The sequence below is a fragment of the Streptomyces sp. NPDC006309 genome (assembly GCF_040613095.1).
Classification (GTDB): domain Bacteria; phylum Actinomycetota; class Actinomycetes; order Streptomycetales; family Streptomycetaceae; genus Streptomyces.
Genome location: NZ_JBEXRO010000016.1, coordinates 1 through 19,195, shown reverse-complemented (window position 1 = coordinate 19,195; position 19,195 = coordinate 1). Strand labels below are relative to the sequence as shown.

The 19,195-nt window shown below is 74.4% G+C and carries 19 protein-coding genes; 13 read left to right on the top strand and 6 right to left on the bottom strand.

Annotation, left to right across the window (positions count from 1 at the left end):
- Positions 1 to 24 precede the first annotated feature (24 nt).
- The 7 genes from ABZ117_RS21115 to ABZ117_RS21085 all read left to right on the top strand — a co-directional run bounded on the left by ABZ117_RS21115 (position 25) and on the right by ABZ117_RS21085 (position 6,717).
- Positions 25 to 228 (top strand): MbtH family NRPS accessory protein, encoded by a 204-nt coding sequence (locus ABZ117_RS21115; RefSeq protein ID WP_356822881.1) that lies wholly within the window; start codon positions 25 to 27, stop codon positions 226 to 228.
- A gap of 148 nt (positions 229 to 376) precedes the next feature.
- Positions 377 to 1,846: a GNAT family N-acetyltransferase gene (locus ABZ117_RS21110; protein WP_356822879.1), complete on the top strand. Its 1,470-nt coding sequence runs from the start codon at positions 377 to 379 to the stop codon at positions 1,844 to 1,846.
- A complete protein-coding gene (locus tag ABZ117_RS21105; protein ID WP_356822877.1) occupies positions 1,843 to 3,093 on the top strand; it encodes an MFS transporter in 1,251 nt (416 codons plus the stop codon). Before ABZ117_RS21110 ends, ABZ117_RS21105 begins: the two co-directional genes overlap by 4 nt.
- Positions 3,094 to 3,143: 50 nt before the next feature.
- Complete coding sequence (locus ABZ117_RS21100) at positions 3,144 to 5,594, top strand: SpoIIE family protein phosphatase (protein WP_356822876.1); 2,451 nt, start codon at positions 3,144 to 3,146, stop codon at positions 5,592 to 5,594.
- A gap of 85 nt (positions 5,595 to 5,679) precedes the next feature.
- Positions 5,680 to 5,949 carry a hypothetical protein gene (locus tag ABZ117_RS21095; RefSeq protein WP_356822874.1) on the top strand — a complete coding sequence of 90 codons (270 nt, stop codon included), beginning with the start codon at positions 5,680 to 5,682 and terminating at the stop codon, positions 5,947 to 5,949.
- Between the two features lie 90 nt (positions 5,950 to 6,039).
- Positions 6,040 to 6,405, top strand: a complete 366-nt coding sequence (locus ABZ117_RS21090; RefSeq protein WP_356822872.1) for a DUF6479 family protein — start codon at positions 6,040 to 6,042, stop codon at positions 6,403 to 6,405.
- A 126-nt stretch (positions 6,406 to 6,531) separates the two neighbouring features.
- Complete coding sequence (locus ABZ117_RS21085) at positions 6,532 to 6,717, top strand: hypothetical protein (protein WP_356822870.1); 186 nt, start codon at positions 6,532 to 6,534, stop codon at positions 6,715 to 6,717.
- Positions 6,718 to 6,751: 34 nt separating this feature from the next.
- Here the strand turns inward: ABZ117_RS21085 and ABZ117_RS21080 are convergent, their stop codons facing one another.
- From ABZ117_RS21080 to ABZ117_RS21070, 3 genes are read right to left on the bottom strand one after another with little or no spacing between them, the layout of a single operon-like run.
- Complete coding sequence (locus tag ABZ117_RS21080; protein ID WP_356822868.1) at positions 6,752 to 7,336, bottom strand: isochorismatase family protein; 585 nt, start codon at positions 7,334 to 7,336, stop codon at positions 6,752 to 6,754.
- Between the two features lie 7 nt (positions 7,337 to 7,343).
- Positions 7,344 to 8,741 carry an MFS transporter gene (locus ABZ117_RS21075; RefSeq protein WP_356822867.1) on the bottom strand — a complete coding sequence of 466 codons (1,398 nt, stop codon included), beginning with the start codon at positions 8,739 to 8,741 and terminating at the stop codon, positions 7,344 to 7,346.
- Positions 8,738 to 9,175: a MarR family transcriptional regulator gene (locus ABZ117_RS21070; protein ID WP_356822865.1), complete on the bottom strand. Its 438-nt coding sequence runs from the start codon at positions 9,173 to 9,175 to the stop codon at positions 8,738 to 8,740. Before ABZ117_RS21070 ends, ABZ117_RS21075 begins: the two co-directional genes overlap by 4 nt.
- A gap of 123 nt (positions 9,176 to 9,298) precedes the next feature.
- On the opposite strand from ABZ117_RS21070, the gene ABZ117_RS21065 reads away from it, so the two are divergent.
- The 4 genes from ABZ117_RS21065 to ABZ117_RS21050 all read left to right on the top strand — a co-directional run bounded on the left by ABZ117_RS21065 (position 9,299) and on the right by ABZ117_RS21050 (position 14,754).
- Complete coding sequence (locus tag ABZ117_RS21065; RefSeq protein ID WP_356822863.1) at positions 9,299 to 12,340, top strand: FAD-linked oxidase C-terminal domain-containing protein; 3,042 nt, start codon at positions 9,299 to 9,301, stop codon at positions 12,338 to 12,340.
- 233 nt (positions 12,341 to 12,573) lie between these two features.
- Positions 12,574 to 13,584, top strand: a complete 1,011-nt coding sequence (locus ABZ117_RS21060) for an SDR family oxidoreductase (RefSeq protein ID WP_356822861.1) — start codon at positions 12,574 to 12,576, stop codon at positions 13,582 to 13,584.
- Positions 13,585 to 13,593: 9 nt separating this feature from the next.
- A complete protein-coding gene (locus tag ABZ117_RS21055; RefSeq protein WP_356822859.1) occupies positions 13,594 to 14,094 on the top strand; it encodes a metallophosphoesterase in 501 nt (166 codons plus the stop codon).
- Between the two features lie 45 nt (positions 14,095 to 14,139).
- Positions 14,140 to 14,754 carry a GNAT family N-acetyltransferase gene (locus ABZ117_RS21050; protein WP_356822857.1) on the top strand — a complete coding sequence of 205 codons (615 nt, stop codon included), beginning with the start codon at positions 14,140 to 14,142 and terminating at the stop codon, positions 14,752 to 14,754.
- 212 nt (positions 14,755 to 14,966) lie between these two features.
- Here ABZ117_RS21050 and ABZ117_RS21045 read toward each other — a convergent pair whose 3' ends face one another.
- A complete protein-coding gene (locus ABZ117_RS21045; protein WP_356822855.1) occupies positions 14,967 to 16,220 on the bottom strand; it encodes a YncE family protein in 1,254 nt (417 codons plus the stop codon).
- Positions 16,221 to 16,363: 143 nt separating this feature from the next.
- Between ABZ117_RS21045 and ABZ117_RS21040 the strand changes: the two genes are divergently transcribed.
- On the top strand, positions 16,364 to 17,026 hold the full coding sequence (locus ABZ117_RS21040; protein ID WP_356822853.1) for a TetR/AcrR family transcriptional regulator: 663 nt from the start codon (positions 16,364 to 16,366) through the stop codon (positions 17,024 to 17,026).
- 103 nt (positions 17,027 to 17,129) lie between these two features.
- Positions 17,130 to 18,155 (top strand): alcohol dehydrogenase, encoded by a 1,026-nt coding sequence (locus tag ABZ117_RS21035; protein ID WP_356822851.1) that lies wholly within the window; start codon positions 17,130 to 17,132, stop codon positions 18,153 to 18,155.
- A 24-nt stretch (positions 18,156 to 18,179) separates the two neighbouring features.
- Here the strand turns inward: ABZ117_RS21035 and ABZ117_RS21030 are convergent, their stop codons facing one another.
- Both ABZ117_RS21030 and ABZ117_RS21025 read right to left on the bottom strand, forming a co-directional pair.
- Positions 18,180 to 18,518, bottom strand: a complete 339-nt coding sequence (locus tag ABZ117_RS21030; protein WP_356822849.1) for a hypothetical protein — start codon at positions 18,516 to 18,518, stop codon at positions 18,180 to 18,182.
- Positions 18,515 to 19,195: cbb3-type cytochrome c oxidase subunit I (locus ABZ117_RS21025; protein ID WP_356822847.1), on the bottom strand; the 681-nt coding region annotated here is incomplete at its 5' end. The genes ABZ117_RS21030 and ABZ117_RS21025, both read right to left, overlap by 4 nt.

Sequence of the window (19,195 nt, the reverse complement as noted above, 5' to 3'; positions counted from 1 at the left end):
ACCCACACCACGAAGGAACCCGACATGGACGAGAACACCCGCTACCAGGTCCTGCGCAACGACGAGGAGCAGTACTCCCTCTGGCCCGCCGACATCGAGGTCCCCGCCGGCTGGCAGCCCGTCGGCAAGGAGGGCACCGAGGCCGAGTGCACCGCCTACGTCGACGAGGTCTGGACCGACATGCGCCCGAAGAGCCTGCGCGAGCGCATGGAGAACGCCGGGGCCTGACCCGGCCGCGACACCGGCACGCCGGGCCGGCCGCACCGGCCGGCCCGGCACCCCCCAGCCGCTCCACGCCCCCCACTCCTCCCCGCCCGGCGCCCCACCGCCCTCGGCCCTCACAGCACCGCACCGCACCACTCCCGAGGAGCCCGCCATGACCCCCGTCCTGCGCACCGAACGCCTGGAGTTCCTGCCGTACCGGCCCGAGCACGAGCACGTCTTCGTCAGCCTGCTGCGCGACGAGGAGGTGTGCCGCTGGATGGGCCAGGAGCGCGTGCCCGAACCGGAGATCCGCGAGCTGTTCCGCGCCATCCTCGACGAGGTCTACCCGAACCACCGCTTCGACGTGTGGGGCCTGTGGCTGTCCGGCACGTACGTCGGTCACGCCGAGGTGAAGCGGACCGGCAACGTCGACGGCCACGAACTCGTCACCGCGCTCGCCCCCGGCTACTGGGGGCGCGGACTGGGCGGCGAGGTGGTGCGCGGTCTGCTCCGGCACGCCGCCGACAACCTGGGGCTCACCGAGGCGTACGGCATGGTGGGCGCCGGCAACACCGCCAGCCTCGCCATGTGCCGCCGCCTGGGCTTCCGGCACGTCCGGGACGTCGTCGACGACGACGGCACCGTCACCAAGCTGCTCGTCATCCCGACGACGCCGCACCCGGCCGCCCCGGGCACGGACCCGGGGGCCAGCACGGCCACGGGGGCCGGGGCCGTCACCGGCACCCCGGCGACGACCGGCGCCCCGGCGGGCGCGGTCGGCCTGGAAGCTCCCTCGGGCGCCGCGGCTGGTGCGGTCGCCTCGGACGCCCTCCCGGGCGCCGCGGCCGGAGTCCCGGCGGGCCCGGCCGCCCGGGGCACGGCCACGGAGACCGGGGCCGGGGCCGTCACCGGCACCGCGGGCGCGGTCGCCCCGGGCACGGACACGGGGACCGGTGCCGGTGCCGTCACCGGCACCCCGGACACGGCAGGCACCTCGGCGGGTGCGGTCGCCTCGGACGCTTCCTCGGGCGCCATGGCCGGCGCCCCGGTGGGCGCGCTCGCCTCGGACGCTCTTCCGGGCGCCACGGTCGGCGTCCCGGCCGGCGCGGTCGCCCCGGGTGCGGACACGGAGACCGGTGCCGGTGCCGTCACCGGCACCCCGGCCACGGCGGGCACCTCGGCGGGTGCGGTCGCCTCGGACGCTTCTACGGGCGCCGCGGCCGGCGCCCCGGTGGGCGAGGTCGGCCTGGACGCTTCTACGGGCGCCACGGTCGGCGTCCCGGCCGGCGCGGTCGCCCCGGGTGCGGACACGGAGACCGGTGCCGGTGCCGTCACCGGCACCCCGGACACGACCGGCGCCCCGGCGGGCGCGGTCGGCCTGGACGCTCCCTCGGGCCTCACGGTCGGCGTCCCGGCGGGCGCGGTCGCCTCGGACGCTCTCCCGGGCATCACGGCCGGAGTCCCGGCCGGCGCGGTCGCCCCGGGCGCTCCCACGGGCGCCGCGCTGCCCGCGGCCGCCTCGGTCTCCGTGGCCACCCCGGCTCTTCCGCCCACCGCGCCGGCCCCACCGGTCGCGCCGGCCGCAGCCACCCCATCCCTCACGGCTCCCCTGGAGCCCTCGGACGCCAAGGATCCCGTGTGACCCGACAGCCGCTCACCGAGGGCGCCGCCGGGCGCGCGGACACCGGACGGCCGCCCAGCCTGTGGCGCAACCGCGACTTCAACCTGCTGTGGACCGGTCAGTGCCTGTCCGACCTGGGCGGTGCCATGGTGGACCTGGCCCTGCCCCTGCTGGTCCTCCAGTGGACCGGCTCCCCGGCGCGGGCCGGACTCGTCGGCACCGCCGGCCTCGTCACCACGATGGTGTGCCGGCTGCCGGCCGGTGTCCTCGCCGACCGCTTCGACCGGCGCCGGCTCATGATCGTCTGCGATGTCCTGCGGATCGCCGTGTACGCCCTCCTCGGCTGCGCGGTCGTCACGGACACGGCCACGCTGCCGCTGATCCTCGCGGCGGTCGTCGCGGGCTCCGCCGCCACCGCCGTCTTCAGCACCGCCGAGCACGCCGCGGTCCGCAACCTCGTCCCCATCGACCAGCTCACCACCGCCGTCGCCCGTAACGAGGCACGGACCTACGGCGTCTCACTGGCCGGCCCACCCCTGGGCGGCCTGCTGTTCGGGCTCGGCCGGGCGCTGCCCTTCCTCGGCAACGCGGTGAGCTTCCTGCTGTCGCTGGCGGCCGTCCTGTTCATCCGCCGGCCCCTCCAGCAGCCCCGGCAGGAGGCGCCCCCGGCCGCCGTCGCGTCGGCCACGCAAGGCGTGCGGTTCCTGCTGGGCCATCCTTTCCTGCGCTCCCTGCTGCTGATCGCCGCCCCGCTCAACATGGCCTTCACCGGCATGATCTTCGCGATGACCCTGTCGCTCCGCCGCGCCGGCCTGTCGCCGTTCCTCGTCGGCCTCGCCGGTACGATCTTCGCGCTGGGCGGGTTCCTCGGCGCCTTCGCCGCCCCCACGCTCCAGCGGCGGCTGCGCCTGCCCGTCCTGATCACGCTGCTGTGCTGGGTGACCGCCGCGCTGATGACGGTCGGCACCCTGCTGGCCACCACCATCTGGGCCGCCGTACCGCTGGCCGCCGCGGTGTTCCTCGGGCCCACCGCGAACGCCGCCCTCTTCGGACGCCAGGCCGCCGTCACCCCGGATCATCTCCAGGGCCGCGTCGTCGGCGGACTGCTGCTCGCCGCCGGCTCGGCCAGCGCCCTCGCCCCCGCCCTCGCCGGAGCACTGCTGGCCCGGTGGGAGCCGAGGACGGCCCTGCTGGTCTTCCCCGTACTGGTGGCCGTCGCCGCGCTGACGGCCACCTTCAGCCGGGGCATCCGGACGACAACCGGCTGAGCGACGTCACCGGGGCTGCGCGGGCGGCCGATACGCGCTGTAATGGCGAAGTGGTGAGTGAGGGCGCTGCGATCAGCGGAACCAGAACGGTGCCGGAGCGCGCCGGAGCCGCCCTCGCCTCGCTGCTGGCGTCACCCGCCACCGCCGACCGGCTCCGCCGGGTCCTCGAACAGGCCCTCGTGTTCGCGGGGGCGTCCTTCGCCGGGGTGTACACGCCCGGCAACGACCCCGCGCAGCTCTTCCTCGCCGAGTCGGCCGGCCTGCCCCGCACCCTCTACGGCCTCCGGGACAGCTACGCCGCCACCGGCGCCTCCCCGGTCGCCGAGGTCCACCGCACCGGCCGGCCGCAGTGGCTCGGCCCCGCCGAGCTGGCCGGCTGTCCCGACGCGCGCCGCACCCCGTCCCCCGACTTCTCCCTGGCCGCCCTGCCGCTCGGCCCGGCCGGCGGCGGCTGCCTGCTCGCCGTCGGCGAGCACCCCGGCGGCTTCGGCGGCGACGAGCGGGCCTGTCTGGAGCTGATCGCCCACACGGTCGCCGTACCCGCACCGGACACCGCGTACGACACCGGTGAGCTGCCCGAGAACGCCTTCAGCCTGGCCATGGACACCGGCCGGGTGGAGGTCGGCGACGCGATCCTGCGGCTGTTCGCGATCGGCCGGGAGGAGTTCGACGGCCGCGTGGAGTCCCTGCTCGGCCGCACGGTGCCCGAGGACCTGCCCGCGCTGATGTCCGTCGTCGAGGCCGACCACATGGCCATCGGCGACCGCGAGCTGGAGTTCCGCATCCTCCAGCCCGCCGGTCCGCCCAGATGGCTGCGGCTGCGCGGCCGGCTGCTGCCCGGCGGCAGGGGCCGCTCCGCCCGGCTCGTCGGCACGGTGACCGACGCCTCCACGGAGCGTTCCGGCGTCACCGACGTGGCCCGGGTGCAGCGCCTGGCCGCCGCGCTGGCCACCGCCGGCACCGTCAAGGACGTCGGCCAGGCCGTCGTCGCCGCGCTGCGCAAGCCGCTCCAGGCCGACCGGATCGCGCTCGCCGAACTGGAGAACGACCGGCTCGTGGTCACCGTCCTCGACCCGCCCCGGCCCGAGGCCTGGCCGGACGTGTGGCGCAGCGAGTGGCGTACGGAGTGGCCCGACGCGCCGGTGCGGGCCATGCCCACCCTGGCCGCCGCGCTGCGCGAGGGCCGCACCCGGATCTGGTCCGACGGCTCGGCGCTGGAACCCGCCCTCGCCGACGTGGGCCGCGGCGGCCTCGCCGTACTGCCCCTGCCCGCCGGCGGCCGCATGGCCGGTGCCTGCCTGATCGGCTGGGACCGCCCGCACGACTTCGCCCCCGACGAACGCGCCCTGCTCACCGCCTGCGCCGCCCTGACCGGCCAGGCCCTGCTGCGCGCCCACGCCTTCGACGCCGAGCACGAACTCGTCGGCATGCTCCAGCGCAGCCTGCTGCCGCGCCGCCTGCCCCGGCTGCCCGGCGCGGTCGCCGTCGCCCGCTATCTGCCGACGACGGCGGGCCTGGAGGTCGGCGGCGACTGGTACGACGTGATCCCGCTCGCCGACAACCACGTCGCCCTGGTCATCGGGGACGTCCAGGGCCACAACGCGGGCGCCGCCACCCTGATGGGCCAGATGCGCACCGCGCTGCGCGCCTACGCCGTCGAGGGCCACACCCCGGACGTCGTCGTCGCCCACGCCAACCGGCTGCTGCTGGACATGGAGACCGACCTGTTCGCGACCTGCGCCTATGTCGACGTCGATGTCGAACAGGGCACCGCCTGGTGCGTACGCGCCGGCCATGTGCAACCCGTGCTGCGCCACCCGGACGGCACCACCGAGATCGTGCAGGCCGAGGGCGGCCCACCGCTCGGCGTACTCGGGCAGGCCGAGTTCCCGATGACCCCGCTCCGGCTGCAGCCCGGCACGGTGATCGCGCTGACCACCGACGGCCTGGTGGAGTCCGCCCACACCGACCTCGACGCCGGCATGGACCGCCTCGCCCGCGAACTGGCCGCCGCCGACCCCGCCCACCTGGGGCTGGTCGCCGACGCCCTGCTCACCGGCGCGCACCGCGGGGACGACGTGGCCCTGCTGCTGATGCGCTACGACGGCATGGCCGTACGGCCGCTGCGGGAGAGCTGGACGGTGTGGCGGGTGCCGGAGGCGGTGCGGCACGCCCGCCGCTTCACCCGGCGCACCCTGCGGACCTGGAGCGTGCCCCGGGACACGGTCGACGCCGCCCTGCTGGTCGTCTCCGAGCTGGTCACCAACGCCCTGGTGCACACCGGCGGCCCGGTACGGCTCGACCTCGGCCTGGTCAACCGCCGGCTGCGGCTCGCCGTGGCCGACTCCTCGCCGCGCAGCCCCGTCAAACCGGCCAGCATCGGCTGGGAGGCGACCGGCGGCCGGGGCATCCTGCTGGTGGAGGCCGTGTCCGCGACCTGGGGCACGATCCCGGTCAGCGGCGGAAAGCAGGTCTGGGCGGACCTGGTGCTCGACGGCTGACCCGCCGGCCGGGCAGCGGCCCCGGGGAGCCGTTCGGACAGGTTGGACAGGCGCGCCGCGCGAGCCGTGCCTAGGGTCGGTTGGTGTGGCACACACCTTTGAAGAACTCGTGCAGAAGCAGTGCGCGGCCGACGCGGCCCGCGCCATGGTCGCGGACCTGCGGGACGCCTACGGCCCGCCGGCCGAGCGGGGGATGACGGGCGTCCAGTCGGGGACCTACGAGACCGCCCTGCGCGCCTGGCGGGATCTGGCCCGCGACGTGCAGACCGCGGTCAGCGAGTACGCCAAGGAGACGGGCCGGCCGCGCCGTGAGGTCGAGGCCGAGGTCGAGCGGGCGGCGGCGGAGAGTACCTGACCTTGCCGGGAGGCGCGCAGTGCGCGGCGCCGGCCGGCTGACCGGCGCCGGTCCGCGCATCCCACGCGCCTCGCCGGGTACCCGCCGACCATGAACAATGCCATGTACGAAGCAGCCTCGGGTCCCCAGGTCTTCGGGTACGTCCTCATCCTCGTCGCCGGGGTGGCCGTGGTCGCGGGCATCATCTGGGCGTTCCGACTGGGCTTCAAGGTGCGCGAGCGCGAGCCGGCGCCGCCGCGCCCCGACGAGCAGCCCAAGATGCCCGCGTCCGGGCCGGTCCACGAGACCCATGAGGTCCGCGAGCCCGACGAGGTGCCCCGCACGGAGGGCGGCGACCGGCTCACCCCTCACGAGCTGGGCAACTCCGGCACCCGGCGCGCCGACGACCAGAGCCGCTCGCGCTGGTCGTCCGGTTCCAGCGGCTCGTTCGGCGGCGGTGGCGGCGGCCAGACCTGAGCCGGCACCGGGCCCGCCCGTGTTTGCGGGCCGCGTGGTCCGGGGACCCGGTCGGGCACGCGACGCACCCCGGGCCCGGACGGGTCCGGCCGACCGGTCCCGCGAGCGCCGGGACCCGGAAAGAAGATGAACGCCGTGACCGCGCACACGAGTGAGCAACCGGCCGTGTCCGAGGCGGAGACGGGCCGCGCGAACGCCCACCGCCGACGGGAGCGGGGGGTGCGCACCTGCCTCCCCGCCGTCCTGGACCGGTCCTCCGACCGGCTCCCGGGCGCGGACACCGAGGACAACATCGTGCGCGGCGAGGACTGAACCCGCACCCGGCCCGCCTCCGGCGGGCCGGGTGTCAGGCGTGGGTCTTGCCGAGCAGTTCCAGGATCTCGGCGCTGGTGCCGCTCTCGCCGAGCCGCGGGAAGATCCGCTCGACGCTGTTCTCGTGGGCGCCCGGGTCGGCGTCGGCCATGGCGTCCGTGGCGAGGGTGACGTGGTAGCCGTGGGCGTAGGCGTCCCGGGCGGTGGACTCGACACCGATGCTGGTGGCGATGCCGGCCAGCACGAGTTGGGTGATGCCCCGGCGGCGCAGCTGGACGTCCAGGTCGGTGCCGTGGAAGGCGCTCCAGTTGTGCTTGGTGACCCGGATGTCCCCGGGGTGCCCGGACAGCTCGTCCACGATGAGGTCCCAGCCCTCCGGGAAGGCGAGGCCGCGCGGCTGGTGCTCGGTGCGGCCCGGCACGGCGTCGGCCCAGTCGGACGCGAAGGAGACCCGGACCAGGACCACCGGCAGCCCGTGGGCACGGAAGGCGTCGGCGAGCCCGGCCGTGCGGGAGACGACGTCGGCGCCCGGGTACGGCTTCGTGGGCATGGCCACGATGCCGTTCTGGAGGTCGATCGCGACGAGGGCGGTACGGGGGTCGAGCGTGGTGAGCGACATGGGTCGGTCAGGCCTTTCGGGAGGTGCGGGAGGTCAGCCGGCCGAGGGAACGGTCGGTCAGGGTCGTCGCCGACAGCAGTGCCGAGCCGGCGAGCATGAACAGGGCCAGGCCGTGCAGTCCGGCCGTGTCGGCGCGGTACGGGTAGAACGCCGCGGTGGCGGCGGACGCGCCGAGCGCGCCGAGGTACATGAAGGTCCGCAGCAGTCCGGCGGCCGAGGCGATCCGCTCCGGGTCCGCCTGCCGGTACAGGGCGTTCTGCGTGGCGAGGCCGATCAGGCCCTGCGGGACGCCGAGCAGCGCGCCGACGGCGAGCAGCAGCCAGAGCGGGCTGTCCCCGCCGACCAGGAGGAGGGCGGCGCAGCCGGCGATCTGGAGGAGCGAGCCGGTGAGCAGTTTGGCCCGCACCGCCTCACGGCGCCCGGTCAGCGCGGAGACGGTGAGCGCGGACACCGACAGCGGCAGCAGCGCCAGGCCGGCCGTCGAGGCGCTCAGGCCGCGGCCCTGCTCCAGCCACTGCGTGTAGCCGTACATGAAGGCGTAGGCCGTGGTGTACCCCAGGAACTGGCGCAGGTAGGTGGCGAGCAGCGGGCCGTTGCCGCCGAGCACCCGCAGGTCGATGAAGGGGTCGGGGACCCGCAGCTCGCGCACCGCGAAGCCGGTGGCGGCGACGGCGGACAGGACCGGCAGGTACCAGTGGTCCGCGCGCGGGTCCGTCAGGAACAGCATCAGTGCGACGAGCAGGGCCGCGAACAGCACCATGCCGGGCAGGTCCACGCCCCCCTGCCGGCGCCCCGGTGTGCGCGGCAGCCGCAGGGCGCCCAGCACTAGACAGGCCGCGGACAGCGGGACGTTGACGGTGAACACGGTCCGCCAGCCGCCCACGCCGATCAGCAGGCCGCCGAGCGCGGGCCCGGCCACGGCCACCGTCTGGTTGGCGACGGCCAGCACGGCCAGGACGCCCGCCGGGCTGTCCCGCCCGGTGCGCTCGGCCTCGCCCCGGGTCAGCCGCATCGCCGCCGGGTACGCCGCCGATGTGCCCAGACCCAGCAGCACCCGGGCGGCGATCAGCGCCCCCAGCGAGGGTGCCGACGCGCCCAGCAGACCGGCGACGCCCACCATGGCCGTACCGGTGAGGTACAGCCCGCGCGGGCCGTACGTGTCCACCAGGCGGCCCATGACGGGCTGGCCGACGGCGGTCGCCAGGTAGAGCGCGGAGACCAGCCACACCGTCCGGGCCGGCGGCGCCCCGAAGGCGACGCCGATCGGCACCAGCGCCACGGCGATCATCGAGGAGTTGACGGGGTTCAGGACCGAGCCGAGGACCATCGGCGCGATGAGCCGGCGGTCGAATCCGGCGGGGGAGGGGCCGGTGGTCCCGGTGCGGGCCCTGAGCCTCGGTATCACGGCCGCGACAGCCGTTCCATCAGCTCCAGCGCGGCGAGGACCGTCTGCCGCTCCTCCTCGGTGTAGCGGTCCTGGAAGGCGCGGGCGAGCCACTCCTCGCGCACCTGCCTGTTGCCCTCGACCCGGGCCCGGCCGGTGTCGGTCAGGGTGACCAGCTGGCGGCGCCCGTCGTCCGGGTCGGGGGCGCGGCGGACCAGCCCGTGCTGCTCCAGGGCGGCCAGCGTGGTGGCCATGGACTGCGGGCGCACCCCCTCGGCGGCGGCGAGGGCGCTGGCCGTGGCCGCGCCGTGCTTGCCGGCCAGGGTGAGCGCCGACTCCTGGGAGGGGCTGAGGTCGGCGTCCCGCGCCACCTCGCGGATGCGGCGCCGCAGCCTGCTGAACACGACGCGCAGATCGCGCGCGGCCCGGGCGGCGGAGTCGGAGATGTCGGCCATGACGTCAGACTAGGACCGACAGGAGAGACTGTCCAGTCCAGACTGTTCAGTTTTACCTGTCTGTTTACCCGGGTACTCGCCCGCGCGGACAGGGCAGCGCACCGGTGAATCCAGGGAGCACAGATGACCCCTCCGGACACGTCCGGCCTGGAGGCGGCTCTCCGCGCCGAGGTGGACGGCGAAGTCCGCTTCGACCCGGGCAGCCGCGGCGCCTACGCCACGGACGGCTCGAACTACCGGCAGCTCCCGCTGGGCGTCGTCGCCCCCCGCACCGTGGAGGCGGGCGCGCGGGCCGTGTCGGTGTGCGCGCGCTTCGACGCCCCCGTCCTCTCCCGGGGCGGCGGCACCAGCCTGGCCGGGCAGACCACCAACACCGCCGTGGTGATCGACTGGAGCAAGTACTGCACCGGGCTGCTGAGCGTCGACCCGGAGCGGCGCACCTGCGTGGTCGAACCCGGCATCGTCCTGGACGAACTCAACCGCCTGCTCGCCCCCCACAAGCTCCAGTTCGGGCCGAAACCCTCGACCCACAGCCACTGCGCGCTGGGCGGCATGATCGGCAACAACTCCTGCGGCGCCTCCGCCCAGGCCTACGGCAAGACCGTCGACAACGTCCGGCGCCTGGAGATCCTCACCTACGACGGGCAGCGCGCCTGGGTCGGCCCCACCCCGCCCGGTGAACGCGCCCGCGTCATCGCCGCCGGTGGCCGGCTCGCCGAGCTGTACACCGGCCTGGACCGCATCGCCACCGACTACCTGGCCGACATCCGCCGCGGCTTCCCGAAGATCCCGCGCCGCGTCTCCGGCTACAACCTCGACTCCCTGCTGCCCGAGAACGGCTTCGACCTTGCCAAGGCACTCGTCGGCAGCGAGGGCACCCTGGTCACCGTCCTGCGCGCCGAACTCGACCTCGTGCCCGTGCCGGCGTGCCAGTCCCTGCTGGTCCTCGGCTACGACGACATCTGCGCCGCCGCCGACGACGTGTCCCGCCTGCTGGAGCACTGCTCGCCCACCCAGCTGGAGGCCCTGGACGGCCGCATGGCCCAGCTGATGCGCGAGGAGCGCGCCTACCTCGACTCGCTCGCCGTCCTTCCCGAGGGCGACAGCTGGCTGATGATCCAGTACAGCGGCGACAGCCAGGAGGACGTCGACGGGCAGGCCCACGCCCTGCTGCGGGCCATCGGCCGCGACGAGAGCGACGCGAACGTCGCCTTCTCCGACAACCCCGAGCGCGAACAGAAGATGCTCAGGGCCCGGGAGGCGGGACTCGGCGTCACCGCGCGCCCGCCGGACGGCCGGGAGACCTGGGAGGGCTGGGAGGACTCCGCCGTACCGCCCGAACGGCTCGGCGACTACCTGCGCGACCTCAAGAAGCTGTTCGAGGAGTTCGGTTACGACCGCCCGTCCCTGTACGGCCACTTCGGGCAGGGCTGCGTCCACACCCGTATCCCGTTCGGGCTGAGGACCGCCGACGGCGTCGCCGGCTTCCGCCGCTTCCTGGAACGCGCCGCCGACCTCGTCACCTCCTACGACGGCTCCCTGTCCGGCGAGCACGGCGACGGCCAGGCCCGGGGCGAACTGCTCACCCGGATGTTCGGTGAACGGCTCGTGACCGCGTTCGGCGAGCTCAAGGCGCTCTTCGACCCCCGCGACCGGATGAACCCCGGCAAGATCGTCCACCCGAACCCCGTCGACGGACAGCTGCGGCTCGGCCCCTCCTGGCGGCCCGCCACCCCGGCCACCCACTTCGGCTTCCCCGAGGACGACCACTCCTTCGACCGGGCGGTGATGCGCTGCGTCGGCATCGGCAACTGCCGCGGCCACACCGGCGGCGTGATGTGTCCCTCGTACCGGGCCACCATGGAGGAGGAGCACTCCACCCGCGGCCGGGCCCGGCTGCTGTTCGAGATGCTCGGCGGCCACGCCGACTCCGCCGTCAAGGACGGCTGGCGCTCCACCGCCGTACGCGACGCGCTCGACCTGTGCCTGGCCTGCAAGGGCTGCAAGTCCGACTGCCCGACCGGTGTCGACATGGCGACCCTGAAGGCGGAGTTCCTCTCCCACCACTATGCGGGCCGGCTGCGCCCCGCCGCCCACTACTCGATGGGCTGGCTCCCGGTGTGGGCGCGGCTCTCCCGCCTGGCCCCCGCCCTCGTCAACTCCGTGCTGCACGCTCCCGGACTGGCCCGCGCGGGCAAACGGCTGGCCGGCCTCGACCGGGCCCGCCCCGCCCCCGTGTTCGCCGGCGAGTCCTTCCTCCAGTGGTGGCGCTCCCGCGACCGCGAGAACCCCGATCCCGCCGATCCGCGCACCGTCGTCCTGTGGCCCGACACCTTCAGCACCTACTTCCACCCCTCGATCGCCATTTCGGCCGTACGGGTCCTTCAGGACGCGGGATTCCGGGTCGCCGTCCCGGACGAGCCCGTGTGCTGCGGCCTGACCTGGATCTCCACCGGCCAGCTGCCCGTCGCCAAGAAGGTGCTGCGCCGCACCCTCGACGTGCTCGGCCCCTACCTGGAGGCCGGCACCCCGGTCATCGGCCTGGAACCCTCCTGCACGGCCGTCTTCCGCTCCGACGCCCCCGAACTGCTCCCCGACGACCAGGACGTGCAGCGGCTGGCCGGGCAGACGCGCACGTTCGCCGAACAGCTCGTCCACCACGCGCCGGACGGCTGGCGGCCACCGCGGCTCGCCCGGCCGGCTACCGTGCAGACCCACTGCCACCAGCACGCCGTCATGAAGTTCGACGCCGACCGGGAACTGATGCGCCGCGCCCGTCTCGACCCCGAGGTCCTCGACGAGGGCTGCTGCGGCCTGGCCGGCAACTTCGGCTTCGAACACGGACACCACGAGGTGTCCATGGCCGTCGCCGAGCAGGGCGTCCTGCCCGCCGTACGCGCGGCGGCCCCGGACAGCCTGGTCCTCGCCGACGGCTTCAGCTGCCGCACCCAGATCGAACAGGGCGGCACCGGCCGCCGCGCCCTGCACCTGGCCGAGGCCCTGGCGCTGGGCCTGGACGGCAACCTGCCCGGCGACCACCCCGAACGCTCGGCCGACCGGCCGGCCCGGCCGTCCCGCACCTCCCGCTGGGCGACGACCGCCTCCGCCGCCGCCCTGGCCGCGGGCGCCGTCCTCGGAGTGCGCCGGCTCGGACGGCGGACATGAACGGCGGGGAAGGCGAACGGAACCTGCGCCATCCGGAGCAGTTCCGGCATCGCGGGGCTCGGTAGCCTCGTCCGGCTCGGCCGCGACCTCAGCCCCGAAGACCGGAGCCGACGGGGCACCCGGGCCGGGCCCGGCCCCCGTCGAGGAGCGGGCGGCACCCTGCCGGGTGGAGTGACGGACACCCCGCCGGGGAACCCCTGCCGGCAGACACCGCGTCGAAAGAGGAGAGGTCCATGCCCCCCACCGTCGTCATCACCGGTGCCAGCGCCGGCATCGGTCGCGCCACCGCCCGCCTGTACGCCCGGCGCGGCGCCGACGTCGTCCTGGTCGCGCGCGGCGAGGGCGGCCTGAAGGAGGCGGCCGACGAGGTCGCCGCGCTGGGCGGACGGCCGCTGGTGCAGGTGGCCGACGTGGCCGACGCGGCCCGCCTGGAGGCCGTCGCCGACGCCGCGGAGAAGGCGTTCGGTCCCATCGACGTGTGGATCAACTGCGCGTTCTCCACCGTGTTCGCGCCGTTCGAGGAGATCACCGCCGAGGAGTTCCAGCGGGTCACCGAGGTGACCTACCTCGGCTTCGTCAACGGCACCCGCACGGCCCTGAAGCGCATGCTGCCCCGCGACCGGGGCACGATCGTGCAGGTCGGCTCGGCGCTCGGGGAGCGGTCGATCCCGCTGCAATCGGCGTACTGCGGAGCCAAGCACGCCATCAACGGCTTCACGTCCGCCCTGCGCACGGAACTGCTGCACCGCGGCAGCAGCGTGCACATCACCGTCGCCCAGATGCCCGCGGTGAACACCCCCCAGTTCCAGTGGGTCCGCTCCCGGCTGCCCAAGCACCCCACGCCGGTCGCGCCGATCTACCAGCCCGAGGTCGCCGCGCGCAGCGTGCTGTACGCGGCCGGGCATCCGCGCCGCAAGCAGTACTACGTCGGTGCCTCCACCGCCGCCACCATCTGGGCCAACCGGTTCGTCCCGGCCCTGCTCGACCGCTACCTGGCGCGCACCGGCTTCGACTCCCAGCAGACCGACCGCATCCCGCCCGCCGGCCTGGACAACCTCTTCGAACCGGTGGACCGGGAGCGCGCCGACGACCAGGGCGCCCACGGCGCCTTCGACGACAGCTCCCACGCCCGCTCGTGGCAGGAGACCCTGGTCCGGCACCCGGCCGCCACCGCCCTCGGCGCGGGCGCCGTCGTGCTCGGCACCGTGCGCGGCGTCCGCCGCCTCACCGCCCGATCCGCCTAGGCCGGCAGCGTGCGCCTCCTGGTCATGTCCGACACGCACCTGCCCAAGCGGGCCAAGCGGCTCCCGGAGCAGCTGCTCGCCGAACTCCCGCACGCGGACGCCGTCCTGCACGCCGGCGACTGGGTCGACACCGCCACCCTCGACCTGCTTCAGAGCCGCAGCCGCCGGCTGATCGGCGTGTACGGCAACAACGACGGCCCCGAGCTGCGCGCCCGGCTCCCCGAGGTGGCCCACGCCGAGCTGGGCGGCCTGCGCTTCGCCGTCGTGCACGAGACCGGCCCCGCGCAGGGCCGCGAGGCCCGCTGCGCCGCCCGCTTCCCCGGCGTGGACGTCCTCGTCTTCGGGCACAGCCACATCCCCTGGGACACCACCGCCCCCGGCGGTCTGCGCCTCCTCAACCCCGGCTCCCCGACCGACCGCCGCCGCCAGCCCCACTGCACCTACCTCACGGCGACGGTCGCCGACGCGACCCTGACCGAGGTCACCCTGCACCGGCTTCCCCGGCGCTGACCGAGGCCACCACGCCTGTCCGGCCGCCCGTGCGAGGATGCCGGGATGATCAGCAGTGCCGGCATGTCCGACGTCGTCCCCGCGGGCCGCATGGCCGGCCGCGACCAGCCCGTGCTCGCCCTGACCGCCGGACTGGAGCTGCGACCCTGGCGGGCGGACGACGCCGGCGCGCTGCTCGGCGCCGCACGGGATCCGGCGATCCGGCAGTGGAACCTGTTCACCGTCGCCGACCTCGCGGACGCCCGCACCCGGATCGCCCGCATGCACGAGCGGTGGCGGGCCGAGACCGGCGCGGTCTGGGCCGTCGCCCGGCCCGGCGGCCCGGCCGCCGGTCTCATCGGCCTGAACGACGTCGACCTCGCGGGCGGCACCGCCGAGATCGTCTACTGGCTGCTGCCCGAGACCCGCGGCACCGGAGCCGCCGTACGGGCGACCCGCCGGCTCGCCCGGTGGGCCCTGGACGATCTGGGCCTGCACCGGCTGCGGCTGTGCCACTCCACGGCCAACCCCGCGTCCTGCCGGGTTGCCCACCGGGCCGGCTTCACCTACGAGGGCACCCAGCGCAGCGCCCTGCTGCACGCCGACGGCCGGCACGACCAGCACCTGCACGCGCGCGTGGCCGGCGACCCGGACGAGTGCGCCGGTACGGCCCCCGGGTGACCGTCCGTGACACCGGGCACGCGGGCGCGCCGTGCCGTTATGGCGCTCCGGCAGCGGCCCCGCCCACCGGGCTGCGTGTCCTTTCCCGCCGCCACCACGGTCGCCTCCGACCTCGGCGCGCTATACGGGCGAGGTGGCCTCCGGGTGAGTGGGGCATCCCGGAGACCACCGCCTGACAGCCACCGACCGGGCCGCGCCCGGCCGGTGACCGGTCAACTGCCCTCGGGGCCCGTCCAGTCGGTCCGGACGTGCCCCAGGCGGACGCGCTGCGGATGGTCGCCGACCGGGACCGACGCCACCTTCCGGCCGGTGGCGAAGTCGATCGCCGTCACCTGGTCCGCGCCGCTCTCGGAGATGACGCAGTCCTTGCCGTCACCGCTGACCGTTGCCCAGTACGGCTTGGACGCCGCCACCAGCGGGCCCTCCTGGAGGGTGGCGCGGTCGACCACGGTCGCGTAGTCGTCCATGGTGCCCGCGACGCACAGCTTGGTGCCCTCCGGGTTCATCGAGATGCCGTGGTGCCGCGAGTCGTTGACCCAGGTCGTGCGGTCCTCGCTGGTCGCCGGGTTCTTCGGCAGGGTCTTCACCCGGGTGATCCGGTCGGTGGCGATGTCGTACTCCAGGAAGCCGTTGAAGAACGACACCTGGAAGTACAGCTTGGACTCGTCGGGGGAGAAGACCGCCGGGCGTACCGCGTCGGAGAAGTCCTTCAGCCCGAACGCGTCCAGCCGCTGCCGCATGTCGATGACCTTGACCTGCTTGTACGTCGTCGCGTCCACGACCGTGATGTGCCGGTCGCCCTTCGTCCAGTCCCAGCCGGGGTCGTCCAGTGCCGTGTTGACGTCACCGATGGCCATGTTCCAGATGTACTTGCCGTCCCTGGTGAAGATGTTCTCGTGCGGCTTGTCGCCGGTGGCGAAGGACCCGAGCTGCTTGCCGGTGGTGATGTCCAGGACGTGCACGGTGTTCGCGGTCGAGGCGGAGACGGCGACCCGCGTGCCGTCCGGGGAGACCGCCATGTGGTCGGCGCGGTAACCCGACACGGGAAAACGCCAGTTGACCTTCCCGGTGGCCAGGTCGATCGAGACGACGTCCGCGAAGCTGGGCCGGGACACCACCACCGACCTGCCGTCCGGGGTGGAGTACATGTCGTCGGCGTACTGGTCGTGGCCCTCGCCGACGCTGTTGCGGATCGCCTGGAAGTAGATCCACTTGACGGGGTCCGCGTTGATCTCCTTCATCCGCGCGTCCTTGTCGGGGATGACGTCGATGCGGCCGACCTCGGCGAAGTCACCGCTGGACCTGATGACATCGGCGGTGCCGTCCCAGTTGTTGCCGACGAACAGCACCTCACGCAGGCTGTCGGAGGTGGAGGGCGCCGCCGAGGCGGCGGTCGCGGGACCGGCCGCGGCCAGGACGAGGGCGGCGGCCACGGAGCACAGGTGCCTGGTTCTCGAAGCAGGCATGACGGCTCTCTTTCCTCGGTGGGGGAATCTGAACACGCGTGCTTTCACAGTGAACTTACTGAAAAGTAAGGACGGGGCCGCCTTCTCGACAAGAGGTGTGCACGACAAGATTGGGTGAGCGGCGGGATGACGGAGGGGGACACGTGGAGGGCAGGCTCAGAGCGCCGACGGGACGCTACGGCGGCCGGTCGGCCGAGGAGCGGCAGGCCGAACGCCGCCGCCGCTTCCTCGACGCGGCGCTGCGGCTGTTCGGCGGCACCCCCGGCTACCGGGCGACCACCGTAGCCGCGCTCAGCCAGGCCGCCGGTCTGTCCACGCGCCAGTTCTACGAGGAGTTCCGCACCCTGGAGGACGTCCTCGCCGCCCTGCACCTCCAGGTCAACGACTGGGCGGAACAAGCCGTCCTGGACGACCTGGCCACCGCCGAGGGCCTGCCGCTGGCCGAGCGTGCCACCGCGCTCTTCCGGGCCTACGCCCGCGGCGTCACCTGCGACCCGCACCGCGTCCGCATCACCTTCGTGGAGATCGTCGGCGTCAGCCCCCGCCTGGAGGAGCAGCGGCTGGCCCGCCGGGCCCGCTGGATCGACCTCATCCGCGCCGAGGCGGACGCGGCCGTGGCCCGCGGGGAGGCGGCGCCGCGCGACTACCGCCTGGCTGCCACGGCCTTCATCGGCAGCGTCAACGGCCTGCTGCACGACTGGACCGCCGGCTGGGTGGACGCCACCCTGGACGAGGTGGTGGACGAGCTGGTCCGGCTGCTGCTGGGCATGCTCCGGCCCGAGGGCTGGCGGCCGCGCGGCGAGTGACGCGGGACGCCCGGCGACCGTACCCCGGACGGTTCGGCGCGCGAGATCGGTCCGGAGCTGATGTGCTGGTGCGGGGGGCCGTCGCACGTTCTCCGGAGAGACCATGAGTACCTACCGAGTCGCGCAGGTGACCACCGAGGGCGGCGCGTTCGAGCTGGCCGAGCGGGAGGTGCCGCAGCCGGGCCCCGGCCACGTGCGCATCGCCGTCGAGGCGTGCGGCATCTGCCACAGCGACGCCTTCTTCGTGACCGCCGGACTGCCGGGCATCACGTTCCCCGAGGTCCCCGGGCACGAGATCGCCGGGCGGATCGAAGCGCTCGGCGAGGGAGCGCGGGACCGCGGCTGGCAGGCCGGCGACCGGGTGGCGGTCGGCTGGTTCGGCGGCAGCTGCGGCCACTGCCGGGCCTGCCGCCGGGGCGACTTCATCCTCTGCGCCGAGCTGGCGGTCCCGGGCTGGGCCTACGACGGCGGCTTCGCCGAGCAGGTCGTCGTCCCCGTCGACGCCCTGGCCCGGATTCCCGACGCGCTCGCTTCGAGCGACGCCGGGCCCATGGCCTGCGCGGGCGTCACCACGTACAACGGACTGCGGCGCAGTTCCGCCCGGCCGGGAGACCTGGTCGCGGTCCTCGGCGTCGGCGGCCTCGGCCACCTCGGCGTGCAGTACGCGGTCGCGATGGGCTTCGAGACCGTGGCCATCGCCCGGGGCCCGGAGAAGGCCGGCTTCGTCAAGCGGCTGGGCGCCCACCACTACGTCGACAGCACCGCCGGGACCCCGGTGGCCGAGGCCCTCCAGGCCCTCGGCGGAGCGCAGGTCGTGCTGGCCACCGCCGGCAACTCCGAGGCCATCACGGCCACCGTCGACGGACTGGCGCCGCGCGGCGAGCTGGTGGTCATCGGCGCCACCCCCGAGCCGCTCGGCATCAGCCCGGTCCAGCTGATCGGAGCCGGTCGTGTCATCCGCGGGCACCCCTCCGGCACCGCCCAGGACGTCGAGGACACCATGGCGTTCAGCGCCCTGCACGGCATCCGCCCGATGACCGAGACGGTGCCGCTGGAGCAGGCCGGGGAGGCCTACGACCGCATGCTCGCCGGCGCGGCCCGGTTCCGGATGGTCCTGACCATGCGGTGACCGGAGGGACGCGGCCGGCCGGCTCTACGCGGTGGCGGCCAGCGTAAGCAGCACCGTCGCCGCCAGCACCGCACAGCCCAGTACGCAGCAGGCCAGCAACCGCGCGCGCAGCGCCCGGTACCGTGCCTCGTACGCTCGCCGCAGCTCCTCCGCCCGCTCGGCCGTGCGGTGCCACGAGAGCCGGGCCAGCGCCAAGTACTCCGCCTCGAACTGCCGCTCCACGTCGTCACGCTGGGTGTCGGTGAGCCAGCCCAGCCGGGAACCGAGCCGGACCGCGGCGGTGCGGCCCTCCTCCCGCGCGGCGGCCAGCAGCAGATGCCCCTCGATCTGCCGGACGAGGGCCCGCTCGTCATGGGCCGTCACCGCGCCGTCAACTCCCTCTCCGCCGGCTCCACATCGGGGTGGTGCAGGTCGAACGCCGGGGACTCGCTGCGGATCCGCGGCAGGGTGAGGAAGTTGTGCCGCGGGGGCGGGCAGGAGGTCGCCCACTCCAGCGAGCGGCCGTAGCCCCACGGGTCGTCCACGTTGACCGGCTCGCCGTACCTGGCCGTCTTCCACACGTTGTAGAGGAACGGCAGCAGGGAGGAGCCGAGCAGGAACGAGAACACGGACGAGACCGTGTTGAGCGTGGTGAACCCCTCGACGGCGAGATAGTCGGGAATCCGGCGCTGCATGCCCTCGGCGCCCAGCCAGTGCTGGACCAGGAACGTGCCGTGGAAGCCGATGAACAGCGTCCAGAAGGTGATCTTGCCGAGGCGTTCGTCCAGCATCCTGCCGGTGAACTTGGGCCACCAGAAGTGGAAGCCGGAGAACATGGCGAAGACGACCGTTCCGAACACGACGTAGTGGAAGTGCGCCACCACGAAGTAGCTGTCGGAGATGTGGAAGTCGATGGGCGGCGCGGCGAGCATGACGCCGGTCAGCCCGCCGAAGAGGAACGTGATGAGGAAGCCGGTGGCCCAGAGCATCGGTGTCTCGAAGGACAGTGAGCCCTTCCACATCGTGCCGATCCAGTTGAAGAACTTCACACCGGTCGGGAC